Source organism: Arthrobacter ginsengisoli, from assembly GCF_031456935.1.
Lineage (GTDB): Bacteria > Actinomycetota > Actinomycetes > Actinomycetales > Micrococcaceae > Arthrobacter > Arthrobacter ginsengisoli.
In genome coordinates this window covers 59,856-84,278 of the sequence record NZ_JAVDVQ010000015.1, presented here as the reverse complement: position 1 = coordinate 84,278, position 24,423 = coordinate 59,856, and the positions used below count along the sequence as shown (strand labels likewise).

The window sequence follows — 24,423 nt, the reverse complement described above, 5'->3', positions numbered from 1 at the left end:
ACTCCCGGTTCCTTGAGCCCAGGCTGGCGGGCAGCGGTCTTCAGTTCTTCGAACCGCGTTCCGCTACCCAGGCGGCAGCCTGGGCGAGGGACGGATGCTGCCATTGAAAGCCTGCTTCGCTCAGGACCGCCGGTTCCATCCGCTGGCTGCCGAGCAGCAGCTCGTCGGCCAGCTTGCCCATCACCAGCCGCAGCACCGGCGCGGGGACGCGGAACACCGCAGGGCGGTGCAGGGCCCCGGCCAGCTGCGCGATCAGCGAATTCACGTCCGCGCTCTCGGGGGCGCAGAGGTTCACCGGGCCTGACAGCGGGCTGCCGAGCAGGAACTCGAAGGCGCCGGCAACATCAGGGAGCGTTATCCAGGGCCAATATTGCCGGCCGTTGCCCAGCGGTCCGCCCACGCCCAGGCGCAGCAACGGCATCAGGCGTCCGAGAGCGCCACCCGAACGGCTCAGGACGACGCCGGTCCGGGGAGTGACCACCCGGACGCCGGCCGGAGCCTCGTGGGCGGCAGCCTCCCAGTCGGCGCAGATCCGGGCCAGCACCCCGCTGCCGGCGGGTGCGTTCTCCCGGAGCACCGCCAGTCCGGCGTTGCCGTAATAGTTGGAGCCGGACTGGCTCAGGAACACCGCCGGCGGTGTGTCCTGGCGACCCATCGCCGCCGTCAGGGTCCGGGTCGCTCCCAGCCGCGAGTTGCGGAGTTCGTTGATGCGGGACCGGGTCCAGGGCCGGTCGCCGATACCGGCGCCGGAGAGGTTGATCACGGCGTCCGCACCTTTGAGCGCCAACTCGTCGATGCTGCCTGATGCAGGGTCCCACTGGAACTCGGACGGTGCTGCGGGCGGCCGCCGGACCAGCGCGCCGACGTCGTGCCCGGCGCTGCGCAGGGAATGGGAAACGGCGGTTCCGATCAGCCCGGAGGCGCCGCCAACTATGATTCGCATGATCCATCTCACCATGCCCGGCACGGCCGGGGTACCTCCCGGGGGGAAGTCCCGTCTTGACTATGATCTAACGATGACCTCTTCGAGTTACTTCCGTTTCCCGCATCTGCACGGCGACCTGGTCACTTTCGTGGCTGAGGACGACGTCTGGATCGCGCCCCTTGATGGCGGCCGCGCCTGGCGCGTGTCCTCGCTGCAGCTGCCCGCCCGCAACCCCCGCTTCACCCCGGACGGCAAGCGGCTGGTGTGGACCGTCGTTCAAGGGACGACGCCGGAAGTTGTCACCGCGGAGGTCGACGGCGGCGGATACCGCCAGCTGAGCTACTTCGGCCACGCCACCACCAAGGTCAAGGGCTTCACGCCCGACGGCGACGTCCTGGTCACGAGCGCCTTCCGCCAGGCAGACAGCCGCCACACCCACGCCTACAGCCTGCCGGTCGCGGGCGGCTGGGCCACCGAACTCCCTCTGGGCCCGGTGGAATCCGTCGCCTTCGGACCGGTGGTCGGTGACGAACGCCCTGTGGTCCTGGCCAGCGTGCTTTCCCGCGAGCCCGCCTGGTGGAAGCGCTACCGGGGCGGTGCCGCCGGCAAGCTCTGGATCGATGCCGACGGAAATGGTGAGTTTGAACGCCTCGCCGCCGGGCTGGATGGCAACCTCACCGATCCGATGTGGGTCGACGGCCGGATCGCCTTCCTCTCCGACCACGAGGGTTATGGCAACCTCTACTCCGTGCTGCCCAACGGCTCTGAACTGCTCCGCCACACGGACCATGAAGACTTCTACGTCCGGCACGCCGCGACTGACGGCCGGCGCATCGTCTTCGAATCGGCCGGTGAGCTGTGGCTCCTGCCGGACCTCGGCTCGGACGCCGTTAAACTCGGCATTTCGCTGGGGTCGGCGTCACAGGCCCGCCGCGCAGCGCCGCTGAAGCCGTCACGGCATCTGGGAGATGTGGTTCCGGACCGCACCGGCGACTCCAGCGCAGTGGAAGCCCACGGCACGCTGCACTGGCTGCGCCACAAGGACGGCCCCTCACGGGTCCTGGAAGCCACGCCCGGTGTCCGGGCCCGCCTGCCCCGCCCGTTCGGCGAGGGCCGGATCGCGTACGTGGCCGACCACGACGGCGTCGAAGCCCTGTATTTGAAGCAGATTGCCGGACCCCTGGTCTCCGGACAGCCGGGCCCAGGACAGCCGAACGCCGGACAGCCGGCCCCCGGAAAGCCGGACACGGGACAGCAGGCAGCTGCGGCTCCGCTGAACGGGGCCAGGGCGCAGGAGGGTACCGGCGCCGGCACGCCCCTGCCCCGCCCCGTCTCGGCCTCAGCCCTCACGCGGCCGGGGGCCGTAGCGCCAATCCCGGCAGCATCGGCGGCCGGAACGCACCAGGACACCGCGGACACAGTCGACACAGTCGACGCGGCCGACACCGCCGACCCGGCGGAAGCGGTGGCCCCGGCGCAGCAGGGACAGCCCGTTCAACTGGTCAGAATCGAATTCCCCAAGCCGACCCGGGCCAGCGCCATCGAGGCCAGCCCGGACGGCCACTGGCTCGCCGTTGGCACCGCGTTCGGTGACATCTACCTCGCGGACACCCGCACGGGCACGCTGTCCCTCGTGAGCAGCATCGGCGACGGCAGCATCGAAGGATTCAGCTGGTCCCCGGACTCGGCCTGGCTGGGCTGGTCCGAGCCGGTCACTTCCTTCGGCTCCCGGAGCCGGCTGCGCATCACGAAGGTTGACGCCGCCGGCGCCGCAACCGACGGGACACGACCCATCATCGACGTCACCGACGGACGCTTCCGCGACGAGTCGCCGTCGTTCACGCCCGATGGCCGGTACCTGGCGTTCCTCTCCAACCGAAGCTTTGATCCGGTATATGACGGACACTCCTTCGACCTGTCCTTCCCGAGCCCGATCAAGCCCTACCTCGTGGCCCTGGCCGCAGACACACCCTCGCCCTTCGGCCCGAGCGTCGGCCTACAGGAAGCCCCGGCGGCCGGAACTGCCGCGGACGACGCAGCCAACAGCGCCGACGCGGTTCCTGCGGTCCGGGTCGACGCCGAGGGCCTGGCGCACCGTGTCATCAGCGTGCCGGTGCCACAGGGCAACTACTCCGGCCTCACCGCCACCGCCGGGGCACTGCTCTGGCTCGACAGCGAACTCTTCGGCGTCACCGGCGAGGGCCGCGCCAGCCTCGAGGACAAGAACGCTGCGCCCTGCCTGGTCCGTTTCGACCTGGCCCGGCGCAAGGCCACCACCATCGTGGACGCCGTGGACAGCTACCGGCTCTCCGGCGACGGCGAAAAGGTCGTGGTCCTGCAGGACAAGCAGATCCGGGTCGCGCCCGCCAACGCCAAGGCGGACGAGGAGTCGGGCCAGCTGGTCAAGGTCGACCTCGGCCGCATCCGCGTGCAACTCGATCCGCTGAGCGTCTGGGGCCAGGCCTTCGATGAAGCCTGGCGGCTCCAGCGCGACTTCTTCTGGACGGAAGATATGGCAGGGCAGGACTGGAACTCGGTGCACGCCCGCTACCGCCCGATTGTGGACCGGCTCGGCTCGCACGACGACCTCGTGGACCTGCTGTGGGAGCTCCACGGTGAGCTGGGCACCTCGCATGCCTACGTCCGTCCCGCCGCCGTCACCGAGAACGGCAGCAACGGCCAGGGCCGGCTCGGCGCGGATCTCGCCTTCACCGGCGAGGGCTGGGAGATCACCCGGATCCTCGCGGGGGAGTCCTCCGACCCGCTTGCCACCTCGCCGCTTACCCGCCCGGGCGCGGACGCAAAGACCGGCGACGTGCTGCTGGCGATCGACGGCGTCGAGCTGACCGACGCGCGCACGCCCGCGATGCAGCTGGTCGGCGCCGCGGGACGAGCCGTCGAGCTCACGCTGCGCAACGGCGCAGGGCACGGGAGCCAGGCCGGACAGCAGCGCCGTGTGGCCGTCGTCCCGGTCCGGGACGAGGAGCGGCTGCGGTACCAGGAATGGGTGGCCGCGAACCGCCGGACCGTCCGGCAGGCCTCACAGGGAACCTTCGGCTACCTGCACATCCCCGATATGATGGCCAACGGCTGGGCCCAGCTGCACCGTGACCTCGACACCGAAACGGCCCTTGACGGGCTGATCGTCGACGTCCGCCGCAACCGGGGAGGGCACACCTCCCAGCTCGTCGCGGAGCTAATCGGCCGCAAGGTCACAGGCTGGAGCATGCCCCGCGGGGAGCGGCCGCGCACCTACCCGCACCACGCACCGCGCGGACCCGTCATCATCCTCACCGACGAATTCGCCGGATCCGACGGCGACATCATCACCCAGGTTTCCAAACTGCGGGGGATCGGCCCGGTCATCGGCACCCGGACCTGGGGCGGCGTCGTCGGCATTGACAACCGCTTCGCCCTCGCGGACGGGACCGGAGTGACCCAGCCGCGCTACGCCACCTGGTTCTCCGGCGGTGTGGGCTGGGGGGTCGAGAACTTCGGTGTCGCCCCGGACATCGAAGTGACCTTCCCGCCGCACGCTTATGCCGCCGGCACTGACCCACAGCTGGAATACGGTATCGGCGCGCTCAAGGAAATGATCCAGGAGCTGCCCACCGACCGGCCGCCGCTGCGCGAAGGCTACCGCCAGGTCCGGCCCGCCCCGTTGCCGGCCCGCCGGCCCGGCGGCCAGGCCCAGGGTACGCCGGCTTAGGCAGCGCCGCCCGCCCGGCGCAGCCGCCCAAACCGAAGGCCCCCGTTCCCTGACCAGCAGGGAACGGGGGCCTTCAGTTCAGTTTGCGGCGTGACGCGCTAGGAGACCAGGCTGGCGTCCAGGGTGATCTTGAGGCCGGTGAGGGCACCCGAGACCGGGCAGCCGATCTTGGCTTCCTCGGCGATCCGCTGGAATTCATCTTCCGTGATCCCCGGAATCCGCGCGCTGACGGTCAGGTGGCTGTCCGTGATGCCGGTGCCGGGCACGAAGGTGACATCGGCCTTGGTGTTGACTTCCTCGGGCGTGTGGCCGGCGCCTGCGAGGGCGTGGCTGAACGCCATGGAGAAGCAGGCCGAGTGTGCGGCGGCGATCAGCTCTTCGGGGCTGGTCTTGCCCTCGGAGGCCTCGGTGCGCGCCTTCCAGGTGACGTCGAAGTTGCCCAGCCCGGAGCTGTCCAGCGTGGTGTTGCCGGCACCCGTCATCAGGTCGCCATTCCATACAGTGTGTGCGGTGCGTGTTGCTGCCATGTCCACTCCTCAAGATCGTTGATTCCCATGGATCCGGAGATCCACCGGATCATGTCGCTTCCCATCCTAGGGATTTGGCGGTGCCGCCGCACCGGTGTCCGCTCTGAGTGGATTGTCTGAATTCCCGACGACGACGGCGACGCGCCCCGCCCGGGGTGCGTCGCCGTCGTCGGCGGGGCGGGCGCGGGCTACTGCCAGAGCGTGGCGATGGCCACGTTGAGCAGCGCCAGGCCGCCGACGCTGTGGGCGAGGCCCTTGCTGACCGGCTCGCCCTTCTTGTACTTGCGGCTGCCGATGAACGCGAGCACACCCACGACCAGGGCAATGACGAGCTTGATGCCGAGCTTGATGTAGTTGGCGTTCATGTCCAGGGCCGGGATAAGACCCATCATGACGACGCCGGTGATGAGCTGCAGGACGGCGCCGTCGAACTGGCGGGGGTGGACGGTGGGCTTTTTCATCTGGCCGATCCAGATGCCCACGATCATGGCGGCGCCGATGATGTGCAGGAAGACCATGACGTTATAGACGATGTTCATGGCATCAGTGTAGCCAGAGTCTTCTACGCACCGTAGTAGGACCCGCCGGGCGTCCAGGGACGGAACCGCAAAAACGGCGACGGCGGTGCGGACGCCGGTGGTTTCCCACCGGCGTCCGCACCGCCGTCGCCGTCGGTGTTTCTGAACCTCTCGAGGCTAGAGCCCGAGGTCGGCTTCGAAGGCGCCTTCCTCGAGGCGTGCCTTCAGCGTCTGCAGGAAACGTCCCGCATCGGCGCCGTCGACCAGCCGGTGATCGTAGGTCAGGGAGAGGTACATCATCGAGCGGATGGCGATCGAATCGTCGCCGTTTTCGTCGGCGACAACGACGGCCCGCTTCACGATCGCGCCGGTGCCCAGGATGGCAACCTGCGGCTGGTTGATAATCGGGGTGTCAAACAGGGCGCCCACGGAACCGATGTTGGTGATGCTGAAGGTTCCGCCGGAGAGCTCGTCCGGTCCGATCTTGCCGTTGCGCGTGCGGTCCGCGACGTCGGCGATCTTGCCAGCCAGGCCGGCCAGGTTCAGGTTGCCGGCATCGGAGACGACCGGAACCAGCAGGCCCTTGTCCGTGTCCACCGCAATCGCCAGGTGCTCGGCGTTGTGGTAGGTGATCTCCTGCTTGTCCTCGTCGTAGGAGGCGTTGACCTTGGGGTGCTGCTTCAGGGCCTCGGCGACAGCCTTGGCGATGAAGGGCAGGAAGGTCAGCTTGGAGCCGTTCTGGGCCAGGAAGGAGTTCTTGGCCTTGGCGCGCAGCTTGGCGACCTTGGTCATGTCCACCTCGTGCACCTGGGTCAGCTGGGTCGAGATGTCCAGCGACTCGCGCATGCGGCGGGCAATGACCTGGCGGATCCGCGGGGCCTTCTGCACGGTGCCGCGCAGCGAGGACTGGTCAGCGGAGGGACGCGCGGCCGGTGCGGCGGACGGAGCGGCCGCCGCGGGAGCCGGGGCTGCCTTGGCTTCCGCTGCTGCCAGCACGTCCTGCTTGCGGATCCGGCCACCGACGCCGGTGCCGCTCAGGGAGGAGATGTCCACGCCCTGCTGATTGGCCAGCTTGCGGACCAGCGGAGTGACGTAGCCGGACTCTGCGGCCACCACAGCTTCCTTGGCCGGTGCGGCCGGAGCCGCGGGAGCGGCCGGGGCTGCTTCCTTGGCCGGCGCTGCCGGTGCAGCCGGGGCCGCCTGCTTGGGGGCCTCCACCGGAGCGGCCGCCTTGGGGGCTTCCGGTGCCGGTGCCGCCTTCGGGGCTTCCGGGGCGGGAGCCGCAGCGGGGGCAGCGGCGCCGGAACCGATCACAGCGAGGACGGAGCCGACCTCGGCGGTTTCATCCTCGGCGACGCGGATTTCCTGCAGGGTGCCGGCGACCGGGGACGGGATCTCGGTGTCGACCTTGTCGGTGGAAACCTCGAGCAGCGGCTCGTCGACCTCGACGGTGTCGCCAATGCTCTTGAGCCAGCGCGTGACGGTGCCTTCAGTGACGCTCTCGCCCAAGGCGGGGAGCGTGACCTCGTGGCCTTCGCCGGCGGGTGCCGGTGCCTCTGCTTCCGCGGCGGGTGCTTCGGCGGCCGACGGCGATTCGGCGGCGGGGGCTTCAGCCTCGGGGGCCGGTGCTTCCTCGGCCGGTGCCTGGGCGGCGGGCGCCCCGGCGGAACCGGAGCCGTCGCCGATGCGCACGAGCGGCGCGCCAACTTCAGCAGTCTCGTCCTCGGCGACGAGGATTTCCTCGATCACGCCGGCGATCGGAGAGGGGATCTCGGTGTCTACTTTGTCGGTGGAAACCTCGAGCAGCGGCTCGTCCACCTCTACCCGGTCACCTACCTGCTTGAGCCAGCGGGTGACGGTTCCTTCGGTGACACTCTCACCGAGGGCGGGCAAGTTAACGGATTCAGACATGTCGTCCCCGTTCTCCTTATTGATCTTTAGTGCGGATGATTGCTGCCTTGGTCGAGCTTAGTGCACCCGGCATTTCCGGCCGGGTGCACCAAGCTCTGTTGTCCTGCGGAGATGCTTAGCCGTGGAGGGGCTTGCCCGCCAGCGCCAGGTGCGCCTCGCCCAGGGATTCGTTCTGGGTCGGGTGTGCGTGGACCAGCTGGGCCACGTCCTCCGGGTAGGCTTCCCAGTTCACGATCAGCTGGGCTTCGCCGATCTGCTCGCCCATGCGGGCGCCGATCATGTGGACGCCCACGACGGGGCCGTCCTTCTGGCGGACCAGCTTGACCAGGCCGGTGGTGCCCAGGATGGAGCTCTTGCCGTTGCCGGCGAGGTTGTATTCCTGGGTCTGGATCTGGTCCTCGCCGAACTTCTCCTTGGCTGCCTTCTCGCTGTAGCCGACAGTGGCGATTTCGGGTTCGGAGTAGGTGACCTTGGGGATGTTGACGTCCTCGACGATGACGGGCTTCAGGCCGGCGATTTCTTCGGCGACGAAGATGCCCTGCTGGTAGCCGCGGTGCGCCAGCTGCACGCCGGGGACGATGTCGCCGATCGCGAAGATGTTGCCGACGCCGGTGTGCAGGCGCTCGTTGGTGATGACGAAGCCGCGGTCGATGGTGATCCCGGCCTCTTCGTAGCCGAGGTTCGCCGTGACCGGGCCGCGGCCGACGGCCACGAGCAGGAGGTCGGCTTCGAAGGTCTTGCCGTCCACGAGGGTGACCTTGACGCCGTCGTCGTTCTGCTCGACGCCCTGGAAGAAGACACCGGTGGAGAACTTGATGCCGCGCTTCTTGAAGGCGCGCTCGAAGGCCTTGACGATCGTGGCGTCCTCATTCGGGACCAGCGAGGGCAAGCCCTCGACGATGGTGACGTCGACGCCGAAGGACTTCCAGACCGAGGCGAACTCGACGCCGATCACGCCGCCGCCCAGGATGATCGCGCTCTTGGGGATGAAGTCCATGGTGAGGGCTTCGTCGGAGGTGATGACCTTGCCGCCGATTTCCAGGCCCGGCAGCGTGCGGGAGTAGGATCCGGTCGCGAGGACGATGTTCTTGCCCTTGTACGCGGTGCCGTTCACGACGATGGTGTCGGTGCCCTGGAGCTTGCCTTCGCCTTCGATGACGGTGATGCCCTTTTTGCCCTTGATCAGGCCCTGCAGGCCTTTGAACTTGCCGGCAATGATGCCGTCCTTGTAGGCGTTGACAGCGGTGATGTCGATGCTGTCGAGGGTGACGTTGACGCCGTACTTCGCCGAGTCGCGGGCGTGGTCGGCCAGCTCAGCGGAGTGCAGCAGCGCCTTGGTGGGGATACAGCCGTTGTGCAGGCAGGTGCCGCCGAGCTTGGCCTTTTCGATGAGGCCGACGGTGAGGCCGAGCTGAACGGCACGCAGGGCAGTTGCGTAGCCGCCGCTGCCGCCGCCGAGTACCAGGATGTCGAATTCTTGCGCAGTTGCCTGATCGGCCACTAAAACGCTCCCTCGCGTGAACGATGACACGAGAGTACGCATCATCTGGTCTTGGAACTTCCTGCCGTGATTATGCCAGCAGGACTGTTCCCTTTCATTTGTGACTACCGCAGTTCACCTTAGCGAACCACTAATACATGCTCCACCTTGCCGTGGCATTTGTGCAGCGCTTGTGTCCAGTGTCACGCGGCCCGGCGGCGGGGGTCATCGGCCCCGGCCGCCGGGCCGCGCACACGCCTGGCCGGGTTGGGGGCTCAGGCAGTCTTGGCCAGAATGTCCTCGACGTAGGCCACGAGCGTGCGCACCGTGCATCCCGTGCCCTGCTTGTGGTTGTAGCCGTAGGGGCTGCCGTTATTGAAGGACGGGCCGGCGATGTCGATGTGGGCCCAGGGGATCTGCTCGCCATCCCTGCCCTTGCCGACGAATTCGCGCAGGAAAACGGCCGCCGTCATCATGCCGCCGTGGCGTTCGCCGATGTTGGCGAGGTCCGCGACCTGCGAGTCGAGGCTGGGGCGCAGCTCGTCGGGCAGCGGCATCGGCCAGACCAGCTCGCCGGCGCGGTCCGCGGCAGCCTTGATCGGCCCGGTGACGGAGTCGGAGCCCATCACGCCGGCGGTGCGGTCGCCGAGGGCGATCAGCTGCGCGCCGGTGAGCGTGGCGACGTCGATGATGGCATCGGGGAACTCCTGGCTGGCGGCGACGAGGCCGTCCGCCATGACCAGGCGCCCCTCGGCGTCCGTATTGAGGACCTCGACGGTCTTTCCGCCGAACATGGTCAGCACATCTGCCGGGCGCTGGGCCGCACCGGAGGGCATGTTCTCGGCGATGCAGAGCCAGGCGGTCGCCTTGACCGGCAGGCCCAGCCCGGCGATCGCCAACACAGTATTAAGGACGACGGCGGCGCCCGCCATGTCGGACTTCATGTCGCCCATGCCGAGGTGCGGCTTAAGCGAGATCCCGCCGGTGTCGAAGGTGATGCCCTTGCCCACGAGGGCGATCTTGGCGGTGGCCCTGGCGGGGGAGTATTCGACCTTGACCAGGCGCGGCTGCCGGGTGGAGCCCTTGCCGACGCCGAGGATTCCGCCGAAGCCTTCCTTATCCAGTCGCTTCTCGTCCCACACGGTCACCTTGACCGGCAGGCCCTTGGACAGTTCCTTGGCCGCTTCCGCGAAGGATTCGGGGTAGAGGTGGCTCGGCGGCTGGTTAACCAGCGTGCGGGTCGCGTTGACTGCCTTGCCGATCAGGGCGGCACGGTCCAGTACCGGTTTCAGGCCCTTGTCCGCGGCAAAGTCCGTGACGATCATGACGTTCTTCACCGGATCCTTCAGGTCCGCCTTGGAGGAGCGGTGTTCGGTGAAGGAGTAGGCGCCCATCGCGGCGCCCTCGGCGACAGCCGCCACATCGCCGAGCGACGACGTCGGGAGGGCCAGGGTGACCGTGCCGACACCGGCGAGCTGGCGGACGGCCGAGCCGGCGGCGCGGCGGAGGGTTTCCTCGGTGACCCGCTGCGATCCGGACACCTTGCCGACGCCGGCGAGCACGAGGACCTTCGCTCCGGCTTCGCTCAGGCCCGGGAGGCGGTGGGCCTGGTCGGCTGCCCCGGTGATGCCAAGAACACCCAGTGATTCCGCAAGGGCCTCGGCGGCCTTGGCTGTCAGCGGGTTGCTGAGCAGGACGGGACCGTCGGTGCCCTGCCCCACGCCGATGACGAGGGCACCGCTGGGGGACCGCAACTGGTCTCCGGCGACTGCACTAAGGGTGACTTCAGTATTCTTGACCACGAGGGAAGTCCTCAATTCTGTGAGTTTTTTCGGCAGGAACTGCATGTTCGGCGCCCTGCCATGGAGCCTCGGCCACTGTTGGTTTGAGACGTAACCGGGTGTCTTCAAGCCGTCCTAAGGCCAGTTCTGATCGTAGTCTCTCCCCGGCACGGGTGTTCAATTGAATGAGAGCTGGGCCACACCACGATCAGGAATGCGCCCGCACTCCGGCGTGTTGTACCGGGTAGCAAGGCCGCAGCCCCGCAGGGCCCTTCCGGCCGCCCCCATGACTACGACGAAAGGAACATGCCGTGATTGAACGGATTTCCGGCTCCCTGCTGGACCCCGAATCGCTCTACCTGCGTGATGACGCGCTGTTCCACAGCCCCGAACTGCGCGGACTGAACCTCGTCATGGGATTCACCGGATTCGCCGACGCCGGGCACGTCGTCCGGCAGATCACCGCCGAAATGCTGGACACCCTGGACTCGGAGATGGTTGCGGAGTTCGACGCCGACCAGCTGATCGACTACCGGTCACGCCGCCCGCAGATCAGCTTCGTCGAGGACCACCTGCAGGACTACCAGGCGCCGAGCCTGGCCATGTACAGGCTGGTCGACGGGCTCGGCAGCCCGTTCCTGCTGCTGGCTGGATTCGAACCGGACCTGCAGTGGGAGCGGTTCGCCCGCGCCGTCGTAGGGATCGTCGAGGAACTGGACGTCAACCTCGTCACCTGGATCCACTCCATTCCCATGCCGGTGCCGCACACCCGGCCGGTGGGAGTCACGGTGCACGGAAACCGCCCGGACCTTATCGAGGGTATTTCGGTCTGGAAGCCCACCGTCGAGGTGCCCGCCGCCGTTGGCCACCTCCTCGAACTGCGGCTGACGGAAGCCGGGCGCAACGTTGCCGGCTATGTGATGCATGTGCCGCACTACCTCGCCGAGGCCGAATACCCCACGGCCGCCGTCGCCGGGCTCGAGTACCTCGGGGCGGCCACCTCGCTTATGCTGCCCACCGACCGGCTCCGCGAGGCCGGCCGGGAAGTCGGACGCCAGATCGCCGAGCAGATTGACGCTTCGGAAGAGGTGCAGCAGGTGGTTTCACGGCTCGAAACCCGTTACGACGAGAACGCCGAAGGAACTGTACGCCGCTCCCTGCTCGCCGACGAGAACGACGAGCTTCCCAACGCGGACGCCCTTGGTGCCGCTGTCGAGGCCTATCTCGCCCGTAAAGAACCGGGCCAATAAATAATATTTGTCCAACCGCTGGCATAATGGGCCGGGTGACCTCACCCCGCGCCTGGCTGATCTGGATCATCGGGGTCTTCGCGTACCTGGTGGCCGTCAGCCAACGGACGTCGTTCGGCGTGGTAGGGCTCGAAGCCACGGAACGCTTCCATGCCAGTGCGGCCGAAATTTCCTTCTTCACCGTGCTGCAGCTGCTTGTCTACGCCGCCCTGCAGATTCCGGTTGGCATCCTCGTGGACCGCTTCGGCTCCCGGGTGATGATCGCCGGCGGCGCCCTGCTGATGGGGCTGGGCCAGCTGCAGCTCGCGTTCGCCGAGAACATTCCCGGAGGTGTGCTGGGCCGCGTGCTGGTCGGTGCCGGGGACGCGATGACTTTTATCGCCGTGATCCGGCTGATCCCGATCTGGTTCGCCCCGGCCCGCGTTCCGCTGCTCACGCAGCTGACCGGAATGTCCGGCCAGCTCGGCCAGCTCATCAGCGTAGTGCCGTTCGCCATGATCCTGCACCTCGCCGGCTGGACCCCTGCATTTTTGGCGCTGGCGGCCATGTCGGCCCTTGCCGTAGTGCTCGTGCTCGTCCTGCTGCAGGACCGCCCGCCCGGGCACCCCGCGCCGGAACCAGCGCAGGGCCTGCGCGCCACGGGCGTCACGCTGTCCCAGGCCTGGCGGCAGCCCGGAACCAGGCTGGGACTGTGGAGCCATTTCACCGTCCAGTTCAGCGGCACCGTCTTCGCGATGACCTGGGGCTACCCGTTCTTGATTTCCGCCCAGGGCCTGGACGCCGCCGCCGTTTCGGCGCTGATGACGCTGTATGTGGCCACGGCCATCGCTGCCGGGCCGCTGATGGGCAGCTTCGTCGCGCGGCATCCGCTCCGGCGGTCCACCATGGTGCTGCTGATCTCGGCCGCCACCGCCGCGGCCTGGGCCGCTGTGCTGCTGATCCCGGGCCGTTCCCCGCTGTGGCTGCTGGCCGGGCTTGTGGTGGTGCTCGCCATCGGCGGTCCCGGGTCCATGATCGGTTTTGACTTCGCCCGTACCTTCAATCCGGCCCACCGGATGGGCACCGCCACCGGGATTGTGAACGTGGGCGGCTTCATTGCCGCGCTCATCGCCATCTACCTGATCGGCCTGGTCCTGGACGTCCTGTACGCCACCGGCTTTTCCCAGGGTGAGCTCTACGGGCTGGATCCGTTCCGGATCGCCCTGAGTGTGCAGTTCCTCCTGCTGGCCGGAGGCGCGGGCGGCATCATCGTGATCCGCCGGAAGGTGCGCAAGCAGATGGCGGTCCAGGGCGTTGTGGTGCCTCCGCTGCTGGCGTCTCTCGCCGAGCAGCGAAGGCTCAGCGCGGAGCGGCGCCGAACGCCCTGACTCCGGGGGTGCTGCCCGGGCCGTGTCCGCTGTGCCGGACCAGGGCTGCGTCGCGGTGTTGTCCGGCGAAGGGTGCCGGCGCGGTGTCAACCGGGCGGGGTTTTCCACATAGCCGGCGCCGGGACTAACACTGGCCCTCACCGGCGGCCACGCTTGCTTCATGACAGCTCCCGAACATCTGAGAATCACCGGCCCGGAGGATATCCTCGGGTTCATCCCGCATTCCCTGGGTTACTGGCCGGCCCACAGCCTCGTTGCCATGACCCTGCAGGGCCAACGGCTCGGCGCAACGCTGCGCGTCGACCTCCCCGGCGAAGACGGCAGCGCTGACCGGCCAGCGTCCGCCGCGCTCCCGAACTTTGCCCGTTCCGTCGCGTCCTACCTGGAATCCGACGAGAACGCGGACGGCTCGCTGCTTGCCCTGTTCACCGAAACAGACGGGGACGGTGCCCCGTGGGCGGAACTTCTGGCCGAGCTTGAGAACGCGCTGGCCGGCGCGGGCATGCCGGTGCAGGACGCCTGGCTCGTCGGTGCGGACTACTGGCGCAATGCGTATTGCTTCGACCCGTCGTGCTGCGCACCGCCGGGGCGGCCGGTCGAGGAGATCAGGAACAGCAGGCTCAGCGCCGAGATGGTTTTCCGCGGCAGCACGGTTGGAGCTGCCCCTGGAACTGCCGCCCGCACGCCGCCCGCGGGCGCGGCAGATCCCGCCGTACTGGCGGCCGAGCGGGACTGGGCGCTGCTGTTCTCCGCGTGCACGCGGGACAGGCTCCGGTTCGGGCAGATGCTGGATGTCTGGGCGCGGATCCTGCACGCCCCGGCGCCCGTGCCGAAACTGGCGGCCGAGCTCACGGGTTACCTGCGGGCGTCCCTGTGCGTGCCGCCCTGGCGCGACGCCGTACTCGTGATGGCGGCCGCCGGGCCGGAGGCCGCGGAGCGGGGCGCCGAGGACTTCGGCGTCTTTGACCCAGGCGCACCCGGCGCCGGCGGGGGTGGTTCGGTGCCTCGATCCGCGCCGTCGTCGAGGCCACTGGCGCCATTGCCTCCGCTGGAAGGCTTCCCGCTCTGGAACCTTCGCCCCGGGACCGGCGGCCGACGCGGCGAAGGCTGCAGCGGTGGAGCCGGCGACGGCGAGAGTGTCCGGCCGGAGATGCCCGGCTATGGCGAGGTCCTGCTCGGGCTGGCACCCCCGCTGCCGGACTGGACTTCGATGGCACGCCTGGCGCGGGTTCTTGAGCAGCTGGACGCCGCCGGAGGCGAGGCCGGGGCCGCCGCGCTGACCGGGCAGGGCTGGATTGAATGGTGCCGGGGCAAGGGATCCTTCGCCGACGCGTTGTTCAGTCGGGCCTGTGAGGAGCGGCCGGGCTACCGGCTGGCGGAGCTGCTGGGCGAACTGGTCCGCCGCGGGACGCTCTGCGGCTGGGCGGGGAGGAGGGAGGCTGCCTGGCAGAGGTTCGAGCCGGACGTGGCCTGACGCCAGGCTGTCGCTGAGCTGCTGCGGGTGCCGCCGAGAACGACCCCCGGCAGCGGCACCGGCGGCACGGTCTGGCGGCCCCGGGCCGCGGTTCGGTGCCGTTGCCGAAAACCGTGAGACAATGGTTGCCGAGACCCGGTTGGGTCCGTGTATTAAGTGCTCGCAGTGAACCTTGGAAACAGGGAACATTCCGGTCGCCCCAGGAGTTCTACTTAGTGGCTCTGCTGGTCGTGATTGCACCTGATGTGAAACACGGACTTGACAGGGTCATAGTGGTGTTGCCCGTATGGTGATTCCACAGACCGCCGCTAGAAAGGTTTTCTGTGACCCCGTCTTCCGCGAAGAAGGAACCCGCCGACCAGGCTGAATTGTCCGCCGAGGAGAAGAAGGCGGCAACGAGCGCCAAGCGCGCTGCCACGCGTGCAGCCAACAAGGCCGTCAAAGGCGCCGCCTTGGCCGAAGGAGGCGACACCGCATCGGCGGCCGCCAAGCCCGAACCCAAGAAGCGCGGGCCCAAGCCCGGCGCCAAGGCCGCGGCGCAGGCCGCCGGCAAAGCCGGCAACGGTGACGACGACAACGACGAGGACGTCGAGGTTGACCTCGACGACGCCGTGGTCGAGGTTGTCGAGATCGGTGAGGACGGCGAGGAGGTCCCGGGCAAGGCTGCCGCAGCCACCACAGGCTCCGGATTTGTCTACTCCGACGCCGACGATGACGACGCCCCCGTCCAGCAGGTTATGTCGGCCGGCGCCACCGCAGACCCCGTCAAGGACTACCTGAAGCAGATCGGCAAGGTCGCCCTGCTGAATGCCGAGCAGGAAGTCGACCTCGCGCTGCGCATCGAGGCCGGTCTTTTTGCCGAGGAAAAGATCGCCGCCGACGACGGAACGATGGACCCGAAGCTCAAGCGCGAGCTCGAGTTCGTCATCCACGACGGCAAGCGCGCCAAGAACCACCTGCTGGAGGCCAACCTCCGCCTCGTGGTCTCACTCGCCAAGCGCTACACCGGCCGGGGCATGCTCTTCCTGGACCTGATCCAGGAAGGCAACCTGGGCCTGATCCGTGCGGTCGAGAAATTCGACTACACCAAGGGCTTCAAGTTCTCCACCTACGCCACCTGGTGGATCCGCCAGGCCATCACCCGGGCCATGGCCGACCAGGCCCGCACCATCCGCATCCCGGTGCACATGGTGGAAGTCATCAACAAGCTGGCCCGCGTGCAGCGCCAGATGCTCCAGGACCTCGGCCGCGAACCCACTCCGGAAGAGCTGGCCCTCGAACTGGACATGACGCCCGAAAAGGTCGTTGAGGTCCAGAAGTACGGCCGTGAGCCGATCTCCCTGCACACCCCGCTGGGCGAAGACGGCGACTCGGAATTCGGTGACCTCATTGAGGACTCCGAGGCCGTGGTCCCTGCCGACGCGGTGAGCTTCACCCTGCTGCAGGAACAGCTGCACTCGGTGCTGGACACCCTTTCCGAGCGCGAGGCCGGTGTGGTCGCCATGCGTTTCGGCCTGACCGACGGACAGCCGAAGACTTTAGACGAAATCGGCAAGGTCTACGGCGTCACGCGGGAGCGGATCCGCCAGATCGAATCCAAGACCATGTCCAAGCTGCGGCACCCGTCGCGGTCCCAGGTCCTGCGCGACTACCTGGACTAGGCGCTGGACCAGGCACCGCACCTAACAACGCGGGGTCACTTCCGGCCCATCCTCCCTGGGGGACCGGCCGGAAGTGACCCCGCGTTGTTTGTTAACCGGTTGTGGGTTAACCGTGGTGGGTGACCCTCATTTGTGGTTAACCAACGAAAGGGCCCCTTCCAAATTTGAAGGGGCCCTTTCCTAAGTGGCTCGTACTTTTTAGTTTTCTAGTCGACGGGAACCGGCGGCTTCTCGTGAAGCCGACCTGTCTCGTCGTGCCAGTCAGAACTGAGCGGCCTGAGCGTCGGTTCGACCGCGCGGGCATGGTGGCCGCAGAAAAGAAGCTCACCCCCGGAGGCGCCGAGAACAACCCGGACATACGCCTGTGCTCCGCAACGATCGCACCGGTCGACGGTGTTGAGTGTGCGGTCCGCAACTGCTGTTGTCATGTTCGGCCTCCTTGGTAGATCGGTATACCTATATAACCAGCATTCGCCACCAAACCATGGCACGGATGGCCCACTTTCGCTGTACGCGTATCACGTCTCGGTAACGGGGTCCCGTGACTGCGGCGGCCGGGGAGTGGCTGCACACCGCGGGGCAGCACTCCGACTACGCTTGGAGGAGCGTCAAAAAGCTGTGCCCGTCCAATGCCGACGGTCCCGTTCCTGAAGGAGTTTCCGCCCCGTGGCACCAAGTTCTGATTACACCGCCCGGCATCTCTCCGTGCTGGAAGGCCTCGAGGCCGTCCGAAAGCGGCCGGGCATGTACATCGGTTCCACCGACTCCCGCGGCCTCATGCACTGCCTCTGGGAAATCATCGACAACTCCGTCGACGAGGCCCTCGCCGGCTTTGGCCACGACATCAAAATCATCCTGCACGCGGACAATTCAGTGGAGATCCACGACGACGGCCGCGGCGTTCCGGTGGACATCGAACCGAAAACCGGACTCAGCGGCGTCGAGGTTGTCTTCACCAAGCTGCACGCCGGCGGCAAGTTCGGCGGCGGTTCCTACACCGCCTCCGGCGGACTGCACGGCGTCGGCGCGTCCGTGGTGAACGCACTGTCCTCCCGGCTGGACGTCGAAGTCGACCGTGGCGGCAAGACCTACAAGATGTCCTTCCGGCGGGGTGAGCCCGGCCGCTTCCAGGACACCGGCACCCGGCCCGACCCGGCCTCAGTCTTCGCGCCCTTCGTCGACGGTTCCGTCCTGGACGTCGTGGGCAAGGCCAAACGCGGTGTCACCGGCACGCGGATCCGCTACTGGGCGGACCGGCAGATCTTCACCCCGGACGCGAAGTTCTCCTACGATGAACTCGCCGCCCGGGCCCGCCAGACCTCCTTCCTGGTCCCCGGCCTGAAACTCACCGTCCGGGACGAGCGCAAAGTCCCCGGCACCCCCGGCGAGTCCGGCGCGCACGAGGAGGTCTTCCACCACGACGGCGGCATCTCCGAGTTTGTCGAGTACCTCGCCGCCGATCCCGCGGTCACGGACGTCTGGCGCCTGCACGGCGCGGGACAGTTCAAGGAAACCGTCCCGGTCCTGGACGAGAAGGGGCACAGCCACCTGACCGAGGTCGAACGCGACTGCGAGGTCGACGTCGCCCTGCGCTGGGGGATCGGCTATGACAGCACGGTGCGCACCTTCGTCAACATCATTTCCACGCCCAAGGGCGGCACCCACCAGGCAGGGTTCGAACAGGCGCTCCTGAAGACCTTCCGCAAGGCCGTCGAAACCAATGCCCGCAAGCTCAAAGCCGGGAACGACAAGATCGAAAAGGACGACATCTTCGCGGGACTCACCGCCGTCCTGACCGTCCGGCTTGCAGAACCGCAGTTCGAGGGCCAGACCAAGGAAATCCTGGGCACCTCCGCCGTGCGGGCGATCGTCGCGAAAGTCGTGGAGCAGGAGGTCAACGCGAAGCTGACGTCCTCCCAGCGCAACGACAAGGCCCAGTCGGCGCTGCTGCTGGAAAAAGTCGTCAGCGAGATGAAGTCGCGCATCTCCGCCCGCGTCCACAAGGAGACCCAGCGCCGCAAGAACGCCCTGGAGACGTCCTCCATGCCGACCAAGCTCGCGGACTGCCGCACGGACGACGTCGCGCGTTCGGAGCTGTTCATCGTCGAAGGCGACTCGGCGCTCGGCACCGCCAAGCTGGCGCGCTCCTCGGACTTCCAGGCGCTGCTGCCGATCCGCGGCAAGATCCTCAATGTGCAGAAGGCGTCGGTGGGCGACATGCTCTCGAACGCCGAGTGCGCCGCCCTTATCCAGGTGGTGGGCGCCGGCTCCGGCCGGAGCTTCGACATCAGCGCCGCCCGGTACGGCAAGGTCATTCTGATGACGGACGCCGATGTGGACGGCGCCCATATCCGCACGCTCCTGCTGACCCTGTTCTTCCGCTACATGCGGCCGATGATCGAGGAGGGCCGCGTCTTCGCGGCCGTCCCGCCGCTGCACCGTGTCGAGGTCATCAACGCCGGCCAGAAGGCCAACGAGATGATCTACACCTACTCCGAAGCGGAGCTGCACGTCCTGCTGGCGCGGCTCGCCCAGGAGGGCAAACGGTACAAGGAGCCGATCCAGCGCTACAAGGGACTGGGCGAGATGGACGCGGAGCAGCTGGCCGAGACCACGATGGACCCGCGGCACCGCACCCTGCGCAAGGTCGGGATCGACAACGCAAAGCAGGCCGAAGAGACGTTCGATCTGCTGATGGGATCGGACGTCGCGCCCCGCAAGGACTTCATCATCGCCGGGGCAGCGAGCCTGGACCGGGAGCGCATCGACGCCTGACACCCGGCCGCGGCCGTGCGGCCGGGAGCCCTCATTTTCCTGCCCGCGGCCGATCTACGCCAGTGCCGACAAGCCTCTAACCCCTTTTGCCTCCCTCTGCTAGTGTCGTCGAAGGGCCCAGGGCAGTGACGCCCGCCCGGGGCCGGATTCCGCACTATGAATCCAGGAGACCCCGATGAGGCACACTCGGAACATCCAGCGCGTGGCCATCGCCGCCGCGATCGGGCTGACGGTCAGCTTCGCGCCGCCGGCCCGTGCAGCAACCGCCACCGGCTCGGACGCCCTGCGCTCCGCGGTATCGGCGGAGAACATCATCGATCATCTCGAAGCCCTGCAGGGCATCGCCGACGACAACGGCGGCAACCGCGCGGCAGGCACGCCGGGCTACGAAGCGTCCCTCGTGTACATCGAGGAACAGCTGGACGCGGCCGGTTACGATCCGGTCCGGCAGCCCTTCACCTATGACCGCTACGACTTCGTGTCGGCGTCGCTGGAACGCGTCTCACCTAATCCGACGAGCTATGTCTATGGCGAGGGCTTCCGGGACTTGTCCTACTCGGGCGCCGGTGACGTCACCGCCCCGCTGACCGCCGTCGACGTCAACCTGGCCGGCGACCACGCGTCGACCAGCGGCTGCGAAGCGGCAGACTTTGTCGGCTTCCCGGCGGGGAACGTCGCCCTGATCCAGCGCGGCACCTGCAGCTTCCGGATCAAGGCGGACAACGCCGCTGCGGCCAGGGCCTCAGCGGTCATTATCTTTAACCAGGGCAACGTCGTCCCGGGAGACGACCGTGCTGGCCTGTTTGGCGGAACGCTGGACCTTCCCCAGGCGGCGATCCCCGTGGTCAGCACCAGCTACGCCACCGGGGCCGAACTCGCCGGGCTTAGCGGCGTTGAAATGCACGTCGCGGTGGATGCCGGCGTGGCCTCCATTGACTCGTACAACATCCTGGCCGATACCGCGGGACGCGCCGACCGCACCGTGGTGGTGGGCGCGCACTTGGACTCCGTGGGGGTCGGCCCCGGCATCAACGACAACGGCTCGGGTTCCGCCGCGATCCTGGAGACGGCGATCCAGATGATGGAGTCGGGCATTGAACCGACGAACCGGGTCCGCTTCGCCTTCTGGGGCGGGGAGGAGGACGGGCTCGTCGGGTCCGATTACTACGTCTCCCAGCTGACGGCGCAGCAGCTGACGGACCATGCCGTCAACCTCAACTTCGACATGGTCGGCTCGCCGAACTTCGTCCGCTTCGTCTACGACGGCGACGGCTCGGCGTTTGGGGCGGTGGGCCCCAATGGTTCGGCGCTGGTGGAGAAAGTCTTCCTGGACTACTTCCAGTCCCAGAACCTGCCCGTGGCGCCGACGGCGTTCGACGGACGGAGCGACTACTTCGGCTTCATTAACAACGGCATCCCGGCCGGCGGCCTGTTCACCGGCGCGGAAGGAATCAAGACAGCGGAAGAGACGCAGATCTTCGGCGGAACAGCGGGAGCGGCGTATGACGCCTGCTACCACGCTGCCTGTGACGATATCGACAACCTCGACGCCGGGGTCCTTGAGGAAATGGCCGACGCGATCGCCCACTCCACCCTGACCTTCGCGATGACGTCGGCGGTCAACGAGACTGCCCAAGGCAAGGCGGCCGGCAACGTGGACCTACAATACAAGGCCGACAAACTGCTCAAGTAGCCAGCGGGCCACAGCAGGGCAGCGGGCGCCTGGGACGGGCTCAGCCCAGCAGTCCGGGAACGATCAGCAGCGCCGTCGGGACCGCCAGCAGCAGCAGGCAGGCAACCAGCACAAGCGCGCGCACGGGCTCGGGCAGCGGAGGCTGCGGGGCGAGCAGGCGGCTGACGCGGGACGCCGTGGTCCTGGCTGAACCGGCGCCGCCGGTGGCGCCGGGCTGGCCGGGCTCGACGTCGGACAGTTCCGGTTCGCCGAAGGCCATCCGGGCGCCGGGCGCGCCGGGGGAGCCGCTGGCCACAATCGCGATCGCCTTGATCAGGGTCACCCTGCTCTCGGTCTTCAGCGCGACGTCGTCGGCGAGCATCTCGATCAGGGAGCTGACGGCTTCCTGCGCCAGCCGCGTGGTGGGCAGCCACGGCAGCGCCTGGCGCCAGGCCGCAAAGGCCCACAGCAGCAGATGGTGGCGCTGGTCCAGATGGGCGTTTTCATGATTCAGGACCGCGCGGAGTTCGGCAGGTTCCAGGGCCGCCATCAGCCCGTCGGAGAGAACAGTGACCGAGCGGGCACCGCCGGGCAGGCAGTACGCGACGGGGGAGTCGACATTGATCACCATCGTCCGCGGGCCGCCGGCCGACGGGGATGCCAGCAGCGCCAGCAGTTCGCGGTGGCGCCGCCGCTGGCGCTGGATCTTGTAGTAGGTCAGCAGCAGGGTGAATACGAGGTGGGCCGTGAGCAGGGCCGCGGCCGAGAGTGCGAAGATGTGCCAGAAGCCCAGCGCGGTGGTGGGCGCATTGCTGAAGACCATCCCGGCCAGGGCCCGCAAGCCCGCCAGCAGGTTGTCACCCAGCGGCTCCAGGCCGTAGACCAGCATGGCGCCGATCATCGACAGGCCGCCGGCCAGCGCGATCGCCTGCCAGAGCAGCATCGCCGTGAACGGCGAACGTGCCGGCCACTGGGCGCGGGAAAGCAGGATAGGCACCGGCCAGGCCAGCACTATCGCCAGGACCGCCAGCAACCATGAGGTCCAGAACATCGGGCGCTAGCTGAGTCCCAGCAGCTTGCGCAGCGTTTCTGCCTCGGTATCCGTTACGGAACCAATAAAGCGTGCCAGCACGGCCTCGCGGTCCGGGGCGGACCCCAGCACCTCGTGCATCAGCTCAGCCGTGTGGTCCTCCCGGCTGGAGACTGCCTGGTAGCGGTGCGGGCGGGTGCCGCGTTCGCGCTCAACCAGACCCTTCCGCTCCAGGCGGGAGAGCACCGTCAGCACCGTCGTAACGGCCAGGTCCTTCCCCTCGTGCCCGGCGGTGCCGTTTTCCGCGCGGGTGCTCCGGGCGAGCAAATCCCGCAGGGTGTTCGCCGTTGCAGCCTCATGGCCTGCCCAGAGCAGGTCCATCACTGCCCGTTCCAGTTCGCCGAGACTCGCCATTGCATACATCCTTCGTGAGGGCCGTTCCGGCGATTTGACTCTGCCGGGGGTTACTAACTACGTCAGTCATAAATTTAGCGTGTTTTGCGGATAGTTTCTACATGAGGTAGAACACCGCCGGGGTGTGTCGCGCACCGCGCCGCACCGGCTGGCCGCGCTCCTGGCGGAACCTCCATTGCGGCCGGTTCCGCAGCGTGGGACTCTGGGGTGCAGGGAACCATCGAACTGTTCTACACTCTGTAGAAGAAGCTTTCTACGTTGTGTAGAAGTTGTTCGCCTAGCAAAAGTAGGGACTGCCTTGGACGCCTTGGAAATCGCACGCTGGCAATTCGGCATCACCACCGTCTACCACTTCATGATGGTGCCGCTCACGATCGGCCTGGGCCTCGTCGTCGCCGTGATCCAGACGATGTGGCACCGCACGGGGAAGCCGGAATACCTCCGGATGACCAAGTTCTGGGGCAAGCTCTTCCTGATCAACTTCATCATGGGTGTCGCCACCGGCATTGTGCAGGAGTTCCAGTTCGGCATGGCGTGGAGTGAGTACAGCCGCTTCGTGGGCGATGTGTTCGGGGCGCCGCTGGCCATGGAGGCACTACTGGCGTTCTTCGTGGAGTCGACGTTCCTGGGGCTCTGGATCTTCGGCTGGAAACAGCTCAAGCCCGCCATCCACCTCGCCTGCCTCTGGATCGCCGTGATCGGCTCGGTCTTCTCCGCCTACTTCATCATCGTGGCGAACAGCTGGATGCAGCACCCGGTCGGTGTCGAGATGATCGACGGCCGTCCGGTGATGACCGACGCCTGGGCTGTCTTCACCAACAACACCGCCCTCGTTGCCGTCCCGCACACGCTGTTTGGCTCCCTCGCCGTCGCCGGCTCCTTCCTGCTGGGCATTGCCTGGTACCACCTGTGGCGCCGCCGCCACGACGGGATCGACACGATCGGAGCTGACGGTAGCGTCGTCCCGGGTGAGTCCGCGATCCCCGGGCGTGACCGCGCCGACCACGCCGTCTGGATCCGCTCGCTGCGGATCGGTGCCGTCGTGGCGATGATTTCCTTCGCCGGCACCTCCTTCACCGGCGACCTGCAGGGCAAGCTCATGTTCGAACAGCAGCCGATGAAAATGGCAGCCGCCGAGGCGGCCTGCCACGATGGCACCGGATTCTCCATCCTGAGCCTGGGCAACGTCGGTTCCAAGAACTGCGACGAAGTCGTGGCCGTCATAGAGGTGCCCGGAATCCTGTCCTTCCTCGCCAAGGGAAACTTCACCACCGAGGTCCAGGGCGTCAACAGCCTGCTGGACCAGTACAAGGCCGACTACGGCACCCACCTGCCGGACAACCCCATCTACGGGGAACGGGCCGGCCAGGAGATCCAGTACGTCCCGGTCATGGAGGTCACCTACTGGGGCTTCCGAATGATGATCGGCTTCGGCGGATTCGCGGCGGCCGCCGCGCTGGTCGCGCTCTGGCTGGCCCGCAAGGGGACCGTCCCAGCCTCCCGCGGCCTCATGCGGCTTGCCGTGTTCGGAATCCTGGCGCCTTTCGGGGCCAACGCCGCCGGCTGGATCTTCACCGAGATGGGCCGGCAGCCGTTCGTCGTCGCCCCCAACCCGGACGCCAACGGGATCGACCAGGTCTTTATGTTCACCGCCGCGGCCGTCTCACCCGGCGTCTCGGCCGGCGAGCTGCTGACCTCCCTCGTGGTGCTCACGAGCGTGTACGCGGTGCTGCTGGTGGTCGAGGTCAAGCTGCTGGTCAAATACATCCGCGGCGGGGTGGCCTCGGCCATGCCGGAACTCGTGCACGTGCCCGTCGATGAGAACGAGGATGGCACCCCCAGGGACGGTGGTCCCGGCAAGCCGGCGGGCGCCGACGACGTCCTGGCCTTCGCCTACTAAGCCTCCCCACGAAACGCAGAGGATACTCA

General features: G+C 67.5%; 17 protein-coding genes. 8 read left to right on the top strand and 9 right to left on the bottom strand.

Going from position 1 to position 24,423, the window contains the following annotated elements; genetic code table 11:
* Window positions 1-40 precede the first annotated feature (40 nt).
* Window positions 41-943: a TIGR01777 family oxidoreductase gene (locus J2X01_RS15965; RefSeq protein ID WP_310059503.1), complete on the bottom strand. Its 903-nt coding sequence runs from the start codon at window positions 941-943 to the stop codon at window positions 41-43.
* A gap of 73 nt (window positions 944-1,016) precedes the next feature.
* Between J2X01_RS15965 and J2X01_RS15960 the strand changes: the two genes are divergently transcribed.
* Window positions 1,017-4,634 (top strand): S41 family peptidase, encoded by a 3,618-nt coding sequence (locus J2X01_RS15960; RefSeq protein WP_310059499.1) that lies wholly within the window; start codon window positions 1,017-1,019, stop codon window positions 4,632-4,634.
* 98 nt (window positions 4,635-4,732) lie between these two features.
* On the opposite strand, the gene J2X01_RS15955 is transcribed toward J2X01_RS15960, so the two are convergent.
* The 5 genes from J2X01_RS15955 to J2X01_RS15935 all read right to left on the bottom strand — a co-directional run bounded on the left by J2X01_RS15955 (window position 4,733) and on the right by J2X01_RS15935 (window position 10,872).
* Window positions 4,733-5,161 carry an OsmC family protein gene (locus J2X01_RS15955; protein WP_310059496.1) on the bottom strand — a complete coding sequence of 143 codons (429 nt, stop codon included), beginning with the start codon at window positions 5,159-5,161 and terminating at the stop codon, window positions 4,733-4,735.
* Between the two features lie 188 nt (window positions 5,162-5,349).
* Complete coding sequence (locus J2X01_RS15950; protein ID WP_310059493.1) at window positions 5,350-5,700, bottom strand: hypothetical protein; 351 nt, start codon at window positions 5,698-5,700, stop codon at window positions 5,350-5,352.
* Between the two features lie 156 nt (window positions 5,701-5,856).
* Entirely contained in the window at window positions 5,857-7,590 is a 1,734-nt protein-coding gene (gene sucB / locus J2X01_RS15945) for a 2-oxoglutarate dehydrogenase, E2 component, dihydrolipoamide succinyltransferase (RefSeq protein WP_310059490.1), read from the bottom strand.
* Window positions 7,591-7,705: 115 nt separating this feature from the next.
* On the bottom strand, window positions 7,706-9,091 hold the full coding sequence (gene lpdA / locus J2X01_RS15940; RefSeq protein WP_310059487.1) for a dihydrolipoyl dehydrogenase: 1,386 nt from the start codon (window positions 9,089-9,091) through the stop codon (window positions 7,706-7,708).
* 254 nt (window positions 9,092-9,345) lie between these two features.
* Window positions 9,346-10,872: a leucyl aminopeptidase gene (locus J2X01_RS15935; protein ID WP_310059485.1), complete on the bottom strand. Its 1,527-nt coding sequence runs from the start codon at window positions 10,870-10,872 to the stop codon at window positions 9,346-9,348.
* Window positions 10,873-11,162: 290 nt separating this feature from the next.
* Here J2X01_RS15935 and J2X01_RS15930 point away from each other — a divergent pair, with 290 nt between their 5' ends.
* From J2X01_RS15930 to J2X01_RS15915, 4 genes are all read left to right on the top strand, one after another.
* Entirely contained in the window at window positions 11,163-12,101 is a 939-nt protein-coding gene (locus tag J2X01_RS15930) for a proteasome assembly chaperone family protein (RefSeq protein ID WP_310059482.1), read from the top strand.
* Window positions 12,102-12,136: 35 nt separating this feature from the next.
* The gene (locus J2X01_RS15925) at window positions 12,137-13,468 is read left to right on the top strand and encodes an MFS transporter (RefSeq protein ID WP_310059479.1); all 1,332 of its coding nucleotides are present in this window, start codon (window positions 12,137-12,139) and stop codon (window positions 13,466-13,468) included.
* A 160-nt stretch (window positions 13,469-13,628) separates the two neighbouring features.
* Entirely contained in the window at window positions 13,629-14,942 is a 1,314-nt protein-coding gene (locus J2X01_RS15920; protein ID WP_310059476.1) for a DUF4192 family protein, read from the top strand.
* A gap of 323 nt (window positions 14,943-15,265) precedes the next feature.
* Entirely contained in the window at window positions 15,266-16,603 is a 1,338-nt protein-coding gene (locus J2X01_RS15915; protein WP_310059472.1) for an RNA polymerase sigma factor, read from the top strand.
* A 206-nt stretch (window positions 16,604-16,809) separates the two neighbouring features.
* Here the strand turns inward: J2X01_RS15915 and J2X01_RS15910 are convergent, their stop codons facing one another.
* Window positions 16,810-17,031, bottom strand: a complete 222-nt coding sequence (locus J2X01_RS15910) for a DUF7455 domain-containing protein (protein ID WP_310059469.1) — start codon at window positions 17,029-17,031, stop codon at window positions 16,810-16,812.
* Between the two features lie 238 nt (window positions 17,032-17,269).
* Between J2X01_RS15910 and J2X01_RS15905 the strand changes: the two genes are divergently transcribed.
* A complete protein-coding gene (locus J2X01_RS15905) occupies window positions 17,270-19,378 on the top strand; it encodes a DNA gyrase/topoisomerase IV subunit B (protein WP_310059467.1) in 2,109 nt (702 codons plus the stop codon).
* Window positions 19,379-19,553: 175 nt separating this feature from the next.
* A complete protein-coding gene (locus J2X01_RS15900; RefSeq protein WP_310059464.1) occupies window positions 19,554-21,071 on the top strand; it encodes a M20/M25/M40 family metallo-hydrolase in 1,518 nt (505 codons plus the stop codon).
* A 40-nt stretch (window positions 21,072-21,111) separates the two neighbouring features.
* Here J2X01_RS15900 and J2X01_RS15895 read toward each other — a convergent pair whose 3' ends face one another.
* Both J2X01_RS15895 and J2X01_RS15890 read right to left on the bottom strand, forming a co-directional pair.
* Window positions 21,112-22,101 carry a M56 family metallopeptidase gene (locus J2X01_RS15895; protein ID WP_310059461.1) on the bottom strand — a complete coding sequence of 330 codons (990 nt, stop codon included), beginning with the start codon at window positions 22,099-22,101 and terminating at the stop codon, window positions 21,112-21,114.
* A 6-nt stretch (window positions 22,102-22,107) separates the two neighbouring features.
* The gene (locus tag J2X01_RS15890; protein WP_310059459.1) at window positions 22,108-22,494 is read right to left on the bottom strand and encodes a BlaI/MecI/CopY family transcriptional regulator; all 387 of its coding nucleotides are present in this window, start codon (window positions 22,492-22,494) and stop codon (window positions 22,108-22,110) included.
* Window positions 22,495-22,792: 298 nt separating this feature from the next.
* Between J2X01_RS15890 and J2X01_RS15885 the strand changes: the two genes are divergently transcribed.
* Window positions 22,793-24,394 (top strand): cytochrome ubiquinol oxidase subunit I, encoded by a 1,602-nt coding sequence (locus J2X01_RS15885; RefSeq protein WP_310059456.1) that lies wholly within the window; start codon window positions 22,793-22,795, stop codon window positions 24,392-24,394.
* Window positions 24,395-24,423: the final 29 nt, after the last annotated feature.

What these genes read in the sequence shown, in the direction of transcription:
- J2X01_RS15965 (WP_310059503.1), bottom strand. Translation starts at nt 943, where the DNA reads ATGCGAATCATAGTTGGCGGCGCCTCCGGGCTGATCGGAACCGCCGTT.
- J2X01_RS15960 (WP_310059499.1), top strand. Translation starts at nt 1,017, where the DNA reads ATGACCTCTTCGAGTTACTTCCGTTTCCCGCATCTGCACGGCGACCTG.
- J2X01_RS15955 (WP_310059496.1), bottom strand. Translation starts at nt 5,161, where the DNA reads ATGGCAGCAACACGCACCGCACACACTGTATGGAATGGCGACCTGATG.
- J2X01_RS15950 (WP_310059493.1), bottom strand. Translation starts at nt 5,700, where the DNA reads ATGAACATCGTCTATAACGTCATGGTCTTCCTGCACATCATCGGCGCC.
- sucB (WP_310059490.1), bottom strand. Translation starts at nt 7,590, where the DNA reads ATGTCTGAATCCGTTAACTTGCCCGCCCTCGGTGAGAGTGTCACCGAA.
- J2X01_RS15920 (WP_310059476.1), top strand. Translation starts at nt 13,629, where the DNA reads ATGACAGCTCCCGAACATCTGAGAATCACCGGCCCGGAGGATATCCTC.
- J2X01_RS15910 (WP_310059469.1), bottom strand. Translation starts at nt 17,031, where the DNA reads ATGACAACAGCAGTTGCGGACCGCACACTCAACACCGTCGACCGGTGC.
- J2X01_RS15900 (WP_310059464.1), top strand. Translation starts at nt 19,554, where the DNA reads ATGAGGCACACTCGGAACATCCAGCGCGTGGCCATCGCCGCCGCGATC.
- J2X01_RS15895 (WP_310059461.1), bottom strand. Translation starts at nt 22,101, where the DNA reads ATGTTCTGGACCTCATGGTTGCTGGCGGTCCTGGCGATAGTGCTGGCC.
- J2X01_RS15890 (WP_310059459.1), bottom strand. Translation starts at nt 22,494, where the DNA reads ATGGCGAGTCTCGGCGAACTGGAACGGGCAGTGATGGACCTGCTCTGG.